The organism is Bacillus sp. V59.32b, from assembly GCF_003429085.1.
Taxonomy (GTDB): Bacteria; Bacillota; Bacilli; order Bacillales; family DSM-1321; genus Peribacillus.
In genome coordinates, this window is the sequence record NZ_QVTC01000022.1 from 1 (window position 1) to 17,041 (window position 17,041).

Annotated in this window: 13 protein-coding genes; all 13 read left to right on the forward strand. The window is 44.9% G+C overall.

The window, feature by feature from the left end:
• Positions 1-446: 446 nt before the first annotated feature.
• A complete protein-coding gene (locus D0463_RS06625; RefSeq protein ID WP_117306430.1) occupies positions 447-1,598 on the forward strand; it encodes a 1-deoxy-D-xylulose-5-phosphate reductoisomerase in 1,152 nt (383 codons plus the stop codon).
• A 21-nt stretch (positions 1,599-1,619) separates the two neighbouring features.
• Positions 1,620-2,879: an RIP metalloprotease RseP gene (gene rseP / locus D0463_RS06630; RefSeq protein WP_117306530.1), complete on the forward strand. Its 1,260-nt coding sequence runs from the start codon at positions 1,620-1,622 to the stop codon at positions 2,877-2,879.
• Between the two features lie 100 nt (positions 2,880-2,979).
• On the forward strand, positions 2,980-4,686 hold the full coding sequence (locus D0463_RS06635) for a proline--tRNA ligase (protein WP_117306432.1): 1,707 nt from the start codon (positions 2,980-2,982) through the stop codon (positions 4,684-4,686).
• Between the two features lie 450 nt (positions 4,687-5,136).
• Positions 5,137-9,453, forward strand: a complete 4,317-nt coding sequence (locus D0463_RS06640; RefSeq protein ID WP_117306434.1) for a PolC-type DNA polymerase III — start codon at positions 5,137-5,139, stop codon at positions 9,451-9,453.
• A gap of 226 nt (positions 9,454-9,679) precedes the next feature.
• The gene (gene rimP, locus D0463_RS06645; protein ID WP_117306436.1) at positions 9,680-10,153 is read left to right on the forward strand and encodes a ribosome maturation factor RimP; all 474 of its coding nucleotides are present in this window, start codon (positions 9,680-9,682) and stop codon (positions 10,151-10,153) included.
• Positions 10,154-10,188: 35 nt separating this feature from the next.
• The gene (nusA, locus tag D0463_RS06650; protein WP_117306438.1) at positions 10,189-11,316 is read left to right on the forward strand and encodes a transcription termination factor NusA; all 1,128 of its coding nucleotides are present in this window, start codon (positions 10,189-10,191) and stop codon (positions 11,314-11,316) included.
• 17 nt (positions 11,317-11,333) lie between these two features.
• The gene (gene rnpM / locus D0463_RS06655; RefSeq protein WP_117306532.1) at positions 11,334-11,618 is read left to right on the forward strand and encodes an RNase P modulator RnpM; all 285 of its coding nucleotides are present in this window, start codon (positions 11,334-11,336) and stop codon (positions 11,616-11,618) included.
• Complete coding sequence (locus tag D0463_RS06660; protein WP_117306440.1) at positions 11,615-11,917, forward strand: YlxQ family RNA-binding protein; 303 nt, start codon at positions 11,615-11,617, stop codon at positions 11,915-11,917. Before rnpM ends, D0463_RS06660 begins: the two co-directional genes overlap by 4 nt.
• Positions 11,918-11,936: 19 nt before the next feature.
• Positions 11,937-14,144 carry a translation initiation factor IF-2 gene (infB, locus tag D0463_RS06665; protein WP_117306442.1) on the forward strand — a complete coding sequence of 736 codons (2,208 nt, stop codon included), beginning with the start codon at positions 11,937-11,939 and terminating at the stop codon, positions 14,142-14,144.
• The gene (locus D0463_RS06670; RefSeq protein ID WP_117306534.1) at positions 14,144-14,422 is read left to right on the forward strand and encodes a DUF503 domain-containing protein; all 279 of its coding nucleotides are present in this window, start codon (positions 14,144-14,146) and stop codon (positions 14,420-14,422) included. Before infB ends, D0463_RS06670 begins: the two co-directional genes overlap by 1 nt.
• Before the next feature lie 17 nt (positions 14,423-14,439).
• The gene (gene rbfA, locus D0463_RS06675; protein ID WP_117306444.1) at positions 14,440-14,808 is read left to right on the forward strand and encodes a 30S ribosome-binding factor RbfA; all 369 of its coding nucleotides are present in this window, start codon (positions 14,440-14,442) and stop codon (positions 14,806-14,808) included.
• 136 nt (positions 14,809-14,944) lie between these two features.
• Positions 14,945-15,862, forward strand: coding sequence for a tRNA pseudouridine(55) synthase TruB (gene truB, locus D0463_RS06680; protein ID WP_117306446.1), 918 nt, complete (start codon positions 14,945-14,947; stop codon positions 15,860-15,862).
• 35 nt (positions 15,863-15,897) lie between these two features.
• Positions 15,898-16,839 (forward strand): bifunctional riboflavin kinase/FAD synthetase, encoded by a 942-nt coding sequence (gene ribF, locus D0463_RS06685; RefSeq protein ID WP_117306448.1) that lies wholly within the window; start codon positions 15,898-15,900, stop codon positions 16,837-16,839.
• Positions 16,840-17,041: the final 202 nt, after the last annotated feature.

The window sequence follows — 17,041 nt, forward strand, 5'->3', positions numbered from 1 at the left end:
CCTGATCATCGAGCAGAAAACCTGATCATCGAGCAGAAAACCTGATCATCGAGCACAAATCCTGATCATCGAGCACAAATCCTGATCATCGAGCAGAAATCCTGATCATCGAGCAGAAATCCGGACAATCGAGCACAAATTAAGGTCAGCGAAATAAGACTGTGACAAGTTCTAGTCGATGATCCTTAATATCAGGCCGCTTACACTTTTTAGTAACGAAAGTATGACTTTTTATTTTTGATAAATGTCTAGCTACAGCGCCCAGCCCCTCGAGTCATAAGTCAAACCGCTGTTTTACTTTAGAAACTGCCTCCTCGCGTTTCGTCTTATGCCTGTCGGGGGCCCACAGGATGTGGGTCAGAACGATGTTGCCACACGATGTGGCGTTCTTAGTCGTTCTTCCATACTTGAGGGCGCTACCGCTTTTCTGATAGGAGTTGACAAAGTTGAAATATATCAGCCTGTTGGGCGCTACCGGTTCAATCGGCCGGCAGACTGTGGATGTGGTAAGGGAGCATCCCGGTCAGTTCAAAATCGTGACCATGTCCGCCGGTAAAAACATTAAGCTTATAAGACAATACATCGAAGAGTTCCAGCCGGAGCTGGTTTCTGTGCAAACGCGGGACGATTATGAAACATTAAAAAATGAATATTTCTCAAAAGACATCAGATTTACTTACGGTGATGAGGGACTTGTAGAAGCTGCGGTGTATGATAAAGCAGGAATTCTCGTTAATGCGGTGATTGGCAGTATCGGCCTGAATCCAACCCTTCAGGCAATAAAGGCTAAAAAAGATATTGCGATTGCCAATAAGGAGACCCTTGTAACGGCTGGTCATCTTGTTACGGAAGAAGCCAAGAGTGCAGGTGTAAGGCTATTGCCGGTGGACAGCGAGCACTCTGCTATTTTCCAGGCGCTTCAGGGTGAGCAGGAAAAGAATATTGAACGGCTGATTATCACTGCATCGGGAGGCAGCTTCAGGGATCGCACCAGGGAAGAGTTGAAGGATGTTTCCGTTGAGGAAGCTTTGAACCATCCGAACTGGTCGATGGGATCGAAGATAACGATTGATTCTGCATCCATGATGAATAAAGGGCTGGAAGTGATAGAAGCCCACTGGCTATTTGGACTGCCATATGAAAAAATTGATGTACTGCTCCATAAGGAAAGCATTATTCATTCAATGGTTGAATTCCAGGATTCCAGCGTAATGGCGCAGCTTGGGACTCCCGATATGAGGGTACCTATCCAATATGCCCTGACGTATCCCGACCGTCTGCCTTTAGCATCGTCAAAGCGGCTTAATCTGGCCGAAGCCGGTAAGCTTCATTTCGCCGAAATGGATTTTAATAGGTTCCCCTGTTTGCAATATGCTTACGAAGCGGGAAAGACAGGCGGAACGATGCCGACTGTTTTAAATGCCGCGAATGAGGCCGCTGTTGCCGGATTCCTGGAAGGCAAAATCTCATTTTTGGAAATCGAGGCTTTAATTGAAAAAGCACTCACTAATCATACAGCCATTTTTGCCCCGGACTTACAGGTTATTCAAGAGATTGATTTGGAGACGCGTCAATTTGTGACAACATTATTGAAATAGAGGTGATTAGCAGTGCAAACATTGGAGACAGCGATTTCCTTCATCGTTATTTTTGGAGCTTTGGTTTTTTTCCATGAGCTTGGGCACCTCATATTCGCTAAACGCGCCGGGATATTATGCCGGGAATTTGCGATCGGCATGGGACCTAAGGTTTTTACGTTTAAAAAGAAAGAAACATTATACACAATCAGGTTGCTTCCCATTGGCGGGTATGTGCGCATGGCCGGGGAAGATCCTGAAATGCTCGAAATTAAACCAGGCTATCGTCTTGGACTGATTTTCAACAAGGACGGTGTAGTAGAAAAGCTGGTTTTGAACAATAAGGAAAAATATCCGGATATCCGGATCATTGAAGTGGAAAGCGCTGATTTAGAGCATGATCTGACAATTAAAGGATACGAGGAAGGCGAAGAGGAGACGTTAAAAACTTTCCCCATCCATCATGAAGCTGTTAGCGTTGAAGATGGCATCGAAACGCAAATAGCTCCTTATGATCGCCAGTTCGCTTCCAAATCATTGGGACACCGGACGATGACGATCTTTGCCGGTCCAATGATGAACTTTGTGCTCGCATTTGTGATTTTTTTGCTTGTTGGGCTATTCCAGGGGGTTGGCGTGGATGATGCGCGATTAGGTGAATTGACCGCTGACGGAGCAGCCGCTTCTTCTGGATTGAAGAAGGGGGATTATGTCCAATCGATTGACGGCAATGAGGTTTCCTCGTGGCAGGATGTCACAGAAAGCATCCAAAAAAGTCCTGGACAGGAAATTGAGTTTGTCGTGGAGCGAGATGGTCAAACACTGGAAATTCCCGTGACTCCCAAAGAGTTTATTGCAGATGGCAAGAAAATCGGACGGATCGGTGTTTACCAGCCGGTTGAAAAGTCGCCATTAAAAGCAGTGGAATATGGTTTTACACAAACCTATTTTGTCACAAAGCAGATTTTTATCATCCTTGGCCAGCTCGTGACCGGGCAATTTACGATTGACGCGTTATCAGGTCCTGTCGGCATTTATAATGCGACCGGGGAAGTGGCTAAATCCGGGTTTTTCTATCTGATGGGTTGGGCGGGTGCCTTAAGCATAAATCTTGGCATTATGAACCTGCTGCCGATACCGGCGCTTGACGGTGGTCGCCTGCTATTCTTCCTTTTCGAAGCATTGAGAGGCAAGCCGATCGACCGGCAAAAAGAAGGGCTCGTCCATTTCATTGGATTTGCGTTACTGATGTTGCTCATGATTGTGGTAACATGGAACGACATTCAACGCTTTTTTCTCTAATTGAACAATTGATCAACCAGAACAGCAGAGAATTGATATTCTCTGCTTGAGTTTTCTGCTGTTATCATCTGAAAAACAGGATATAGAAGAGGTGCAAAAGATGAAGCAAAGTATGACGCTGATCCCGACACTAAGGGAAGTTCCGGCTGATGCTGAAGTCAAAAGCCATCAGCTTTTATTAAGAGCGGGATTTATGAGACAAAATTCAAGCGGGGTATACAGCTTTATGCCGCTTGGAAAAAAAGTACTGCAAAAAATTGAAGCGATTGTCCGGGAAGAAATGGATGATGCCGGTGCGGTTGAGTTGCTCATGCCCGCCCTTCAGCAAGCGGAGCTCTGGCAGGAATCAGGACGCTGGTATTCGTACGGCCCCGAATTAATGAGATTGAAGGACAGGCATGACCGCGAATTTGCGATGGGCCCGACACATGAGGAGGTCATCACAAGCCTTATCCGGGATGAAGTGAAATCGTATAAGCGGCTGCCTTTGGCCCTTTATCAAATCCAAACGAAATTTCGTGATGAAAAGCGCCCGCGTTTCGGACTGTTGCGCGGCCGTGAATTTATTATGAAGGATGCTTACTCTTTTCATGCGAATCCTGAAAGTCTTGATGAAGTCTATCAAAAGCTGTTTACGGCTTATTCAAACATTTTCCGCCGTTGCGGCTTGAATTTCAGAGCGGTAATCGCCGATTCCGGGGCAATGGGCGGAAAAGATACGCATGAATTTATGGTATTATCCGACGTTGGCGAAGACACCATCGCCTACTCGGATTCCTCTGACTATGCGGCCAATATTGAAATGGCCCCGGTCCTTGCAACCTATCAAAAAAGCTCCGAAGCTGAAAAAGCACTGGAAAAGGTCCAAACTGTCGCAAAAAAATCAATCGAAGATGTTACGGCATATTTGAAAGTTGAGGCTAAGGACTGCATCAAATCCCTTTTATTTAAAGTGGATGATAAATATGTGTTGGTTTTAGCGCGGGGCGACCATGAAGTGAATGATATTAAAGTGAAAAACCATTTCGGCGCGGCGCTGGTTGAACTGGCTGAGCCCGATGAAACGAAGGAGATTCTTGGCTGTGCCATTGGATCACTTGGACCAATCGGTGTTTCAGCTGATGTTGAAATCATAGCCGATCACGCAGTCGAAGCGATTGTCAACGGGGTGTGCGGAGCGAATGAAGAAGATTATCATTATACCAATGTCAATCCTGCCCGCGACTTTAACGAGGTAGCATACACCGATCTGCGTTTTATTTTAGAAGGTGACCCGTCTCCCGACGGAAACGGAACGATCCAATTTGCCAAAGGCATTGAAGTCGGACATGTATTCAAGTTAGGCACAAGATACAGTGAAGCGATGAATGCGACTTTCCTCGATGAAAACGGGCGCGCACAGCCGATGATAATGGGCTGTTACGGAATCGGAGTATCCCGAACGCTTGCGGCTGTAGCGGAGCAATTCAACGATGAAAAAGGTCTCCTCTGGCCTGAAAATCTTGCTCCTTATCTGGTCCATGTCATCCCGGTTAATATGAAGGACGAGTCACAGGCCATTCTTGCCGAAGATTTGTATGCTTCTATCCGTAAGCAAGGCTATGAAGTGTTAATGGATGACCGACAAGAGCGTCCTGGTGTGAAATTTGCAGACTCGGATTTGATCGGCATTCCTCTAAGAATCACGGTCGGAAAAAAAGCCGGCGAAGGAATCGTCGAGGTCAAAATCCGTAAAACCGGTGAAGTTCATGAAGTACATCAATCTGAACTGGCCGGTAAGCTTAGTGATTTTTTGAAATCCGAATAGCAGCCAGCCTGCTTCAAATAAGGAAGAAGGGATCAGTCTCTAGGATGATGCCTTTTTCTTTTGGGAGGTAGTTAGCTTGAACTTTCCTATCTTGGATAATGCAACTACGCCTTAAAAAACTCGCCGATCGGCGAGTTTTCTTTATAGTTAAAGTATAACTTTATTTAACTTTGAAAGATTTCTAGCTAAAGCGCCCAGCCTCGACGCACAGGACGTGGCGGTTCTTAGTCGACGTTCCTTTAACGGGTCAGAATGACGAAGACATAACGATGTGGCGGTCTTAGTCGTTCTTCCTTTTCAGGGCGCGTGCGCTTTTCTAATTTAAAATTTCTCGCTAGCGGATGAGATAGTTATGATATAATTACGTCTGAAATATTTTTTTAAACATATGGGAAATTTGTCTTTTTATGAGTGATAGATATGGATTTCAAAGAAAAGGAGAGAGCGGGAATGGAACAGAATCTCAATAGTGGAAGAGAAAGATTTCAACTCTTGCTCCAGCAGCTTGGACTTACAGAAGATGTCTTTGTGAAATATTTTTATCAAGCTGAAATAGAAAAGCTTTCGATTGAAAGGGAGTCTAAAAGCTGGCATTTTGTCTTTAAGCTTAATGAACTGATTCCCTGCAGTGTCCACACAAGACTATCTACGCAAATCGCAAGCACCTTTGCGCATATTGCTAAGGTTTCTTTTAGCCTGAATGTAAGCAATCCGCAAGTAACGGAAGAGTTAATTAAGGAATATTGGAAGAATTGTATAGGAGAACTGGATGGAATCTCTCCGGCGTTGCTAACATTGTTGAACGAACAGGAACCCAAGGTTGTTGGGCACCGTTTGATCGTAAATGCCCGCAATGATGCGGAAGCTGGCCAGTTGAAACAAAAATATTCGGCACTTATCTCAAATATCTATCAAAAGTTCGGTTTTCCGGCTTTATCTCTTGATGCGGAGGTTTCTGTTTCGCAGGATGATTATAAGCAGTTCCTCGAAGAGAAGCAGAAAGAAGATGAAGCGAAAGCATTGACGGCGATTACGGAAATGCAGAAAAAAGCCAATGATAAATCCGGTGATGACAATGGGAACTCCGGACCGGTCAAAATCGGTTATACGATTAAAGATGACGCAGATTTCAGGAGTATAGAGCAAATTGTCGATGAAGAACGCCGCATTGCGATAGAAGGCTTCGTTTTTGATGCCGAGACAAGGGAGCTTCGCAGCGGTCGCACGCTTTTAACCTTCAAGGTAACGGATTATACGAGCTCTATATTAATAAAGATGTTCTCTCGTGATAAAGAGGATGCCAAAATTCTTGACCGAGTGAAAAAAGGAATGTGGGTCCGTGCGCAGGGGAGTATCCAGAATGATACGTTTGTCCGTGATTTAGTCATGATCGCAAACGATATTAATGAAATATCGAAAGCAGGCAGAATCGACCACGCACCTGCGGATGAAAAACGTGTCGAACTGCATATGCACACACCGATGAGCCAGATGGATGCGGTAACTCCTGTGGCAGCGCTTGTCGCACAGGCAAAGAAATGGGGTCATCAAGCGGTCGCGATTACAGACCATGGCGGCGTTCAATCCTTTCCTGAAGCGTTTAGCGCTGGGAAGAAAAATGATATAAAAATCATCTATGGCGTAGAAGTTAACCTTGTCGATGACGGTGTCCCGATTGTTTATAATGATGCTCACCGTGTGCTGGCGGAGGCTACATATGTCGTATTTGACGTAGAAACAACCGGTCTCTCTGCGGTTTACGATACGATTATTGAACTTGCGGCAGTGAAAATGCGCGACGGAGAAATCATTGACCGCTTTGAATCCTTTGCCAATCCGCATCATCCCCTGTCCGCGACCACGATTGAGTTAACGGGGATCACCGATGAATTGGTCCAGAACGCTCCGGAAGTAGGAGAGGTGTTAGAAAAGTTCAGGGTCTGGGCTGGGGATGACGTGTTGGTCGCTCACAATGCCAGCTTCGATATGGGATTTTTGAATGTCGGCTATAAAAAAATCGGACATCCGAAAGCTGCCAACCCTGTTATTGATACGTTGGAACTGGGACGGTTTTTATACCCTGAATTTAAAAACCACCGCCTCAATACATTGGCGAAAAAGTTTGATATAGAATTGACCCAGCACCATAGGGCGATTTATGATGCAGAGGCCACCGGCTATCTGCTTGTGAAAATGCTAAAGGATGCGGATGAAAAAGGGATTATTTATCATGATCAGTTGAATGAACATATGGGTGAAGGAAACGCGTATCAGCGCTCCCGACCTTCTCATTGCACCTTGCTTGTCCAAAATGAGACAGGCTTGAAGAACCTTTTTAAGCTGGTCTCAATCTCACATCTTAACTATTTTTACCGGGTACCGCGTATCCCCCGTTCAGTGCTGCAGAAGCATCGGGAAGGAATCCTGGTCGGTTCCGGCTGTGACAAGGGTGAAGTATTTGAGGGAATGATGCAAAAGCCCTTTGAGGAAGTCGTCGATATCGCTGAATTCTATGATTATCTTGAAGTTCATCCGAAAGCGGTCTATCAGCATATGATTGAAATGGAGTATGTCCGTGATGAGAAATCATTGGAAGGCATTCTCTCCAATATTATTAAACTTGGTGAGAAGCTTGATAAGCCGGTCGTCGCTACCGGCAATGTTCATTATCTAGAGCCAAACGACAAAATTTACCGGAAAATCCTTGTTAATTCGCAAGGAGGCGCCAATCCATTAAACCGCCACAAGCTTCCGGATGTCCATTTCCGTACGACGGACGAAATGCTGCAGGGCTTCTCTTTCCTAGGAGACGAAAAGGCTAAGGAAATCGTTGTCGTAAACTCCAATAAGATTGCGGACAGCATTGAGACGATTAAACCGATTAAAGACGATCTTTATACGCCTAAAATTGAAGGCGCGGATGATGAGATGCGTGAAATGAGTTACAGTATGGCCCGACGGATTTACGGGGAAGAACTTCCTGAAATCGTTGAAGCCCGCCTGGAGAAAGAGTTAAAAAGTATTATCGGCCACGGATTCGCCGTTATTTACCTAATTTCCCACAAACTCGTAAAAAGATCATTGGATGACGGGTATCTGGTTGGTTCCCGTGGTTCGGTAGGATCCTCTCTTGTTGCGACCATGACGGAAATCACAGAGGTCAATCCCCTGCCGCCGCATTATGTTTGTCCAAGCTGTAAACAATCGGAATTCTTTGATGACGGCTCTGTCGGTTCAGGGTTTGACCTCCCGGATAAGGATTGTCCGAATTGCGGCAGCAGATACAAAAAAGACGGACATGATATTCCGTTTGAAACATTCCTTGGCTTTAAAGGGGATAAGGTGCCCGATATCGATTTGAACTTTTCTGGTGAATATCAACCAAAAGCCCATAACTATACAAAAGTGCTGTTTGGGGAAGATAATGTATTTAGAGCCGGGACAATCGGTACGGTTGCTGAAAAGACTGCCTATGGATACGTGAAAGGATATGCCTCTGATAATAATCTCCATTTTAGGGGCGCTGAAGTAGACAGGCTAGTTGCGGGATGTACTGGTGTGAAAAGAACAACTGGACAGCACCCGGGCGGCATAATCGTTGTGCCGGATTATATGGAAATTTATGACTTTTCACCAATCCAATTTCCAGCGGATGATAAAACGTCTGAATGGAAAACGACGCACTTTGACTTCCATTCAATCCATGATAATTTATTAAAATTAGATATCCTTGGGCATGATGACCCGACCGTGATCAGGATGCTTCAGGATCTAAGCGGCATTGACCCGAAGACCATCCCGACCGATGATCCTGAAGTTATGAAAATATTCTCAGGCACCGAATCGCTAGGTGTCACCGAAGAGCAGATTATGTGTAAAACCGGGACCCTCGGCATTCCTGAATTCGGTACCCGTTTTGTTCGCCAAATGCTTGAAGACACAAAACCGACCACCTTCTCGGAGCTGGTCCAGATTTCCGGCCTCTCTCACGGCACCGATGTTTGGCTCGGGAATGCCCAGGAATTGATACACAATAGTATCTGTACCTTGAGCGAGGTTATCGGCTGCCGGGATGACATTATGGTCTACTTGATATATCAAGGGCTCGAACCTTCCCTTGCGTTCAAAATCATGGAATCAGTACGTAAAGGAAAGGGACTAACCGACGAATTCGAAGCAGAAATGCGCAAAAACGAAGTCCCGGAATGGTATATCGATTCCTGTAAGAAGATTAAATATATGTTCCCTAAAGCTCATGCTGCCGCTTACGTACTAATGGCGGTCCGGATCGCTTATTTCAAGGTCCATCTTCCGCTTCTTTATTACGCGGCCTACTTCACGGTGAGAGCTGAGGATTTTGAAATAGAGGCGATGGCTCGGGGTTCCCAGGCTATACGTTCGAAAATCGACGAAATTAATGCCAAAGGCCTGGACGCGTCGACGAAGGAAAAAAACACTTTAACAGTGCTCGAACTGGCGCTTGAAATGTGCGAAAGGAATTTCTCCTTCAAGAAAGTAGACTTGTATAAATCGCATGCCTCAGAATTTATTATTGAAGGTGATTCCTTGATTCCGCCGTTCAACTCGATTCCAGGACTTGGCACAAACGCGGCGCTAAATATCGTCCGGGCCCGCGAGGAAAGAGAATTCCTCTCCAAGGAAGATTTGCAGCAGCGTGGCAAGGTATCTAAAACGATTCTCGAGTATCTCGATAAACAAGGCTGTCTTGAAGAGTTACCGGATCAAAATCAGCTTTCGCTCTTTTAAAAGCAGCAAAGCATGTTGCGGTATTTTTTCGCCGGGGTTCAGTACCTAGGCTGGTAAAGCTTGATGGACATTTGCAATAAAATCGCGATTATGGTATATTTTTAATGGAAATGCTAAGATAAACCAATGGCAAGAGTGGGGAAACCCACTCTTTCGTGTTGTAATTGACTATTTTTTCAAGAATCCATTACTAAGAACGAACTTCGATGATGTATGGAGGAAGCATATGAGTAAAAAGGTAACTGAGGTTGTAGAAGAACTGGTTACCCCGATTCTGGATGAATCAGGGCTGGAATTAGTGGAAGTGGAGTATGCAAAGGAAGGTAAAAGCTGGTTTCTCCGTGTCTATATAGATAAAGAGGGCGGCGTTGACATTGAAGATTGCGGTCAGGTTAGCGAAAAGCTTAGCGAGAAACTTGATGAGCTCGATCCGATTCCACAAAATTATTTTCTTGAGGTATCATCACCAGGTGCTGAACGGCCACTGAAGAAAGAAAAAGATTTTCAAAAGGCTATTGGGAAAAATGTGTACATAAAGACATATGAACCCATTTTGGATGAAAAAGAATTTGAAGGTATTCTTACCGGTTTTGACGGGAATGAAGTCACGTTGGAAGTGACCATCAAAACCAGAAAGAAAACAGTCGTGATTCCATATGAAAAAGTAGCGAAAGCGAGACTCGCGGTCACTTTTTCTTAAAACATAAGGAAAATTTACATGAAGGGGGATCAACCATGGGTAGTGAGTTAATGGATGCTCTCAACGTTTTGGAAAGAGAAAAGGGAATCTCCAGGGATATTTTAATCGAGGCAATCGAAGCTGCACTTATTTCCGCATATCGCCGGAATTTTAATCAAGCCCAAAACGTACGCATCGACTTAAACCTTGAAAAAGGTTCGATGAGAGTGTTTGCAAGAAAGGATGTTGTAGAGGAGGTATTCGACACCCGGCTTGAGATTTCTGTTGATGAAGCAAAGAAAATCAATCCGAATTACCAACTCGAAGACGTTGTAGAAATGGAAGTAACGCCTAAGGACTTCGGTCGGATCGCTGCGCAAACTGCCAAGCAGGTTGTGACCCAGCGAGTACGTGAGGCTGAGCGCGGAATCATTTATTCTGAATTCATCGATCGTGAGGAAGACATCATGACTGGGATCGTTCAGCGCCAGGATTCCCGCTTCATTTATGTATCGCTTGGAAAAATCGAAGCTTTGCTACCAATCAATGAGCAAATGCCGAATGAGAAATATAAGCCGCACGACCGGATTAAAGTGTTTCTTACAAAGGTTGAAAAAACCTCAAAAGGACCTCAGGTTTTCGTGTCCCGAACACATCCAGGCCTGCTGAAGCGACTGTTTGAAATCGAGGTTCCAGAAATTTTTGACGGTACGGTAGAAATTAAATCAGTGGCCCGGGAGGCGGGCGACCGTTCCAAAATTTCCGTCCATTCTGATAACGATGAAGTTGATCCGGTAGGTTCATGTGTCGGCCAAAAAGGCCAGCGTGTCCAGGCTATCGTCAACGAGCTTAAAGGCGAAAAAATCGACATTGTAAAATGGTCAGAAGACCCGGTCATATTTGTCGGAAACGCGCTAAGCCCTTCAAAGGTGCTTGAAGTAATCGTCCAGGAGGAAGAAAAAGCAACCACAGTAATCGTTCCCGATTACCAGCTTTCCCTTGCGATTGGTAAACGCGGACAAAATGCCCGTCTTGCAGCCAAATTAACAGGCTGGAAAATTGATATTAAGAGTGAAACAGATGCTCGCGAGGCCGGGATTTATCCAGCGAGCGAACAGGAATTTCTATTAAACAGAGACAGCTATGGAGAAGAAGACGATGATTACTCTGAGGATAACGAGTAAGTAAGAGGTGATCGATGATGAACAGTCGCAAGAAAATACCGATGCGCAAATGTGTCGCATCTGGCGAGATGAAGCCGAAGAAGGAGCTTATCAGGATCGTCCGCTCCAAAGATGGGGAAATCAGCATTGATCCTACCGGAAAAAAATCCGGACGCGGGGCCTATTTGACGCTGGACCCCAAAACAATCGAGCTTGCAAAGAAAAAGAATGTCCTAAGCAATCACTTAGGCGCGACAATCGATCCTTCCCTCTATGAACAGTTGCTGGAATTAGCCGAAAAGGAGAACCATTCGACTAAATGAAACAGCAGCAATGGATGTCTCTATTAGGTTTGGCCAATCGGGCGCGTAAGCTAATTTCCGGAGAAGAATTAGTCATAAAAGAGGTTAGAAGCGGTAAGGCGAAGCTCGTGTTGCTAGCTTCGGATGCTTCTGCAAATACAGAAAAAAAAATCTCTGATAAGTGCAGCTTTTATAAAGTGCCCATAAAAAGGGTAGAAAACAGGTCAATGCTTGGCCAGGCGATTGGCAAAGAAGCGAGAGTGGCAGTCGCCGTGCTTGATGAAGGTTTTGCACGAAAACTCCAGACGTTGCTCGATTAAATTTTACGGGGGTGAACGTATGACCAAATTGCGTGTTTATGAATATGCAAAACAAAAGAACGTTCCAAGCAAGGACGTTATCAATAAACTTAAAGAAATGAACATTGAGGTATCCAACCATATGGCAGCATTAGATGATACAACCGTTGAAAAATTAAATGAGGGCTTTAAACCGAAAGAAGAGAAAAAACAAACTGCGAGTGCAGATACAACGCCAAAACAGTCCCCTACAGTTGAAAAGTATGAGGCCGAGGCTGATGAAAATACAAACGTTGTGAAAAAGACAGAAAAGATTCAGAAGAAACCAATACCTAAACCTGTTGTCGGTAAGAAAACCGTCCAGGAAAACCAGAAAAAAGAATCGAAGGTTTTTAAAGGCAAAAACAATAACCAAAACAACCGTAATAGAAATAACAGACAAAAACCTCAGCAGCATACACCTGCACCGGTTCAAAAAAGAAAAGAAAAAGAGCTTCCTTCCAAGATTACATTTACAGAATCCCTGACAGTTGCGGAACTCGCGAAGAAGCTTCATCGCGAACCTTCTGAAATCATTAAAAAGCTCTTTATGTTAGGCATTATGGCAACGATTAACCAATCATTGGAAAAAGAAGCAATCGAGCTTATTGCAAGTGAGTACAATGTGGAAGTCGAAGAAATTATCCCAGTTGATTTAACCGATTTGGAATCATTGGTGACTGAAGATAACGAGGCAGATTTAATCGAACGTCCATCTGTTGTGACCATCATGGGGCATGTTGACCATGGGAAAACTACATTGCTCGACTCCATCCGCAACACGAAAGTGACGGAAGGTGAAGCGGGCGGTATCACTCAGCATATCGGTGCGTATCAGGTAGTTGTCAATGATAAGAAAATAACCTTCTTGGATACACCTGGACACGCAGCCTTTACGACCATGCGTGCTCGAGGTGCAAAGGTTACAGATATTACAATCCTCGTCGTAGCAGCAGATGATGGAGTCATGCCTCAAACGGTTGAAGCGATTAACCATGCTAAAGCCGCGGAAGTTCCAATCATTGTAGCGGTAAACAAAATGGATAAGCCAGGTGCCAATCCGGACCGCGTGATGCAGGAGCTTTCTGAACACGGCCTAGTAGCGGAAGCCTGGGGCGGTGATACGATCTTTGCCCCGATTTCTGCCAAAAACGGAGAAGGGATCGATAGCCTCCTTGAAATGATCCTGCTCGTCAGCGAAGTAGAAGAATTTAAAGCAAATCCAAATCGCAGAGCTGTCGGAACGGTTATTGAAGCCCAGCTTGACAAGGGGCGCGGTTCAGTAGCAACCCTTCTTGTCCAAACTGGTACCTTGAAAATCGGCGATCCGATCGTTGTCGGTAATTCCTTCGGGCGCGTTCGTGCCATGGTGAACGATTTAGGGCGCAGGGTGAAGGAAGCAGGTCCGTCTACTCCTGTAGAAATTACAGGATTGAGCGAAGTACCGCAGGCCGGGGATCGTTTTATCGTATTTGAAGACGAAAAAACAGCCCGCCAGGTTGGGGAGGCACGTGTACAGAAACAGCTTGTATCCCAACGCAGCGAGAAATCCCGTGTAACATTGGATACATTGTTTGAACAAATGCAGCAAGGGGAAATGAAAGAACTAAATATCATTTTAAAAGCCGATGTTCAGGGTTCTGCCGAAGCACTTGCTGCATCCCTTCGGAAAATTGAAGTGGAAGGGGCTAAGATTAAAATCATCCACACCGGTGTCGGTGCCATCACTGAATCCGATATCATCCTGGCAACGGCTTCCAACGCAATTGTCATCGGGTTTAACGTACGTCCTGATGTAAATGCAAAACGTGCGGCAGAATCTGAAAACGTTGATGTTCGTCTGCACCGGATTATTTACAAGGTAATCGAAGAAATCGAAGCGGCGATGAAGGGGATGCTTGATCCTGAATTCGAAGAAAAAATCATCGGCCAGGCTGAAGTACGTACAACTTTCAAAGTGTCCAAGGTGGGTACGATTGCCGGATCATATGTTACGGACGGGAAAATTACCCGTGACAGCGGCGTGCGCTTGATACGCCAAGGTGTTGTAATCTTTGAAGGTGAACTCGATGCATTGAAACGCTTTAAAGATGATGCGAAAGAAGTAGCCCAAAACTATGAATGCGGGATTACGATTAAAAACTTCAATGATATCAAAGAAGGCGACGTGATCGAAGCATTTGTAATGGAAGAAGTGGAACGTAAGTGATCATCGGCTCTGCCGAATGTGAGTGCATGATACATGACGCCCACTCTTTGAAGGAAAAGCGAGCCGTGCTTCAGCGTGTACTGACACGGCTCAAACAAAAGTTCAATATTTCAGTGGCGGAGACCGGACATCAGGATGCTTGGCAGCGAACAAAAATTGCCATTGTCACCGTGACGTCTTCCCGTAAGGCTACTGAGAGAGAATTGCAGAATGCCCTGCAATTTCTAGATTCATTTCCTGAACTGGAACGCACAATAACAGATATAGAATGGCTATAAGCTAGCGAGGTGATTGTATGAGCCTTCGTGCGAATCGTGTTGGCGAACAAATGAAAAAAGAGCTGAGTGAGATCATCGGCCGCAAGATTAAAGATCCCCGGATCGGCTTCGTAACAGTAACGGATGTTGCGGTGACCGGCGATCTTCAACAAGCAACCGTCTATATATCGGTGCTTGGCGATGAAGAACAAAGAGAAAATACGCTTAAGGGTCTTGCCAAGGCAAAAGGATTTATTCGTTCTGAAATTGGACAAAGAATCCGCCTTCGCAAAACTCCCGAACTCGCGTTTGAGTTTGATGAATCCATCTCTTACGGAAATAAAATTGACACGCTCATTCATCAGATCCATTCGGAAGAGAAACCTTCTCAAAAGGACGAGGAATAGCATCGGAAGATAGACATTCGTTGTCTATCTTTTTTTTGGCAGGAAAGTGTAAACTTTCCTTTCTGCCTTGCCTTACGGCTCGCGAATCGGCGAGTTTTCTTTAACATGAAAAAAACAAGTAAAAGAGGTGAAACGCTTGGAAGGGATATTGCCATTGTGGAAGCCTAAAGGCATGACGTCGCATGATTGTGTTTTTAAACTTAGAAAGATTCTCAAAACAAAAAAGGTCGGACACACCGGAACGCTGGATCCCGATGTAACCGGTGTTTTGCCGATTTGCATCGGCCGGGCTACGAAAATAGCCGAATACATAACAGAAGCCGGCAAGGCCTATGAGGGTGAAGTGACAATTGGTTATTCGACAACTACCGAGGATGCCAGCGGAGAAAAGGTAGAAGAGAAAAAGATCTCAAGCCCGATTAAGAGGGAACATATCCTTCAAGTCTTATCTTCTTTAACTGGAGAGATCGAACAGACCCCGCCAATGTATTCGGCAGTAAAGGTAAATGGCAAGAAGCTTTATGAATATGCAAGAGCTGGTCTCATTATAGAACGGCCATCAAGGAAGGTAACCATCCATGAACTTGTTCTGCTGGATGATCGGCAGGAATTTGCAGGTGAAACGATCTCGTTTCGGTTTAGGGTCAGTTGCAGCAAGGGAACTTACATCAGAACACTTGCTGTCATGATAGGGGAAATGCTCGGTATTCCGGCGCATATGTCTGATCTTTCGCGGATCGAGTCTGCAGGTTTTACAAGGGATGACTGCAAAACCCTTGAGGAAGTGGAAGAACTGATGGCTGCAGGACATCAAGAGGAGCTGTTTCTGCCATTAGAAAGAGGGCTTTTACATTTGCCCAAATATCATATAAATGATAAAGTAGCAAAGAAAGTGGAAAATGGCGCCGTTATGGAGCAGCCGGCCGATTTGCCGGTTGTGAAAGGAATTCCTTTTGTCATGGTCGATGCTAGGCAAAAGGCGTTAGCCATTTATCAAATTCATCCGAATAAAGAAAATCTAATCAAGCCTGTGAAGGTTCTAATACAGGGTTAAATATAAGTTTTCCGGTAGAAAGAGGAGAATAGACCGTGAAAGTGATCGAAATTGAGCATCCTCACCATTTTAACAGCGATGATTTCCCACCCCTCGTGGTAGCACTCGGTTTCTTTGACGGTGTGCATAAGGGACATCAAAAAGTGATTCATACAGCAGTTGATACAGCAAAGAACAAGGGAATAAGTTCGGCTGTCATGACATTCGACCCTCATCCTTCTGCGGTTTTGGGTAGTGATGTGCAACATGTCCGCTATATTACTCCTATACAGGATAAAACAGCATACATAGCCGAATTAGATGTGGATTACTTATTCATCATTCATTTTACAGAGGAATTCGCCTCTCTGCATCCTCAGGAATTTGTCGACGATTATTTAATCAAGCTTAATGTCCGCCATATTGTGGCGGGTTTTGATTACACATATGGGCGATACGGCAAAGGAACGATGAAAACTCTACCATTTCATTCCGAAGGCCGTTTTACCCAGACAGTCGTCGAAAAACAAACGTTGGAAGACGAAAAGGTCAGTTCAACAAGAATTCGGAAAATCCTTGAAAATGGAGATTTCATCGAATTCCATCGGCTTTCTGGCCGCTTTTATACGACGCGCGGAATTGTTATACACGGTGAAAAGAGAGGGCGTCAGCTCGGTTTTCCGACTGCCAATATACAGGTGAGCGACAATTATCTATTCCCTTCCACAGGGGTCTACGCTGTACGCATTAGCATACAGGACAAGTGGTATGATGGGGTTTGCAACGTCGGCTATAAACCGACGTTCCACGAAAAACGCCCGGAATATCCTTCGGTTGAAGTCCATATTCTGTCGTTCAACGGCGAAATATACGATGAAGAAGTCGAAATAGAATGGCATAAACGATTGAGAAGCGAGAAGAAATTCAATGGAATTGAAGAGCTTATCAAGCAGATTAACGCGGACAAAACAGATGCCCAGGCTTATTTTGGCGGTTAGGAAAGAAGAAGCCTTCCAATCTGTATAGGTGCAAATGCGCCTGACAGTCGCTCTAAAAGGCTTGCCAATCAGCGAGTTTTCTTTAACAAACCTTTTGTTTACACTTGCAATCAACCGCAAAACAATGTATTCTATTAATTGTATGAAAATAACCGTTACTTGGCTGGTCGAGTCTCCGACGCTGGCTCGGTAATTGGGGATT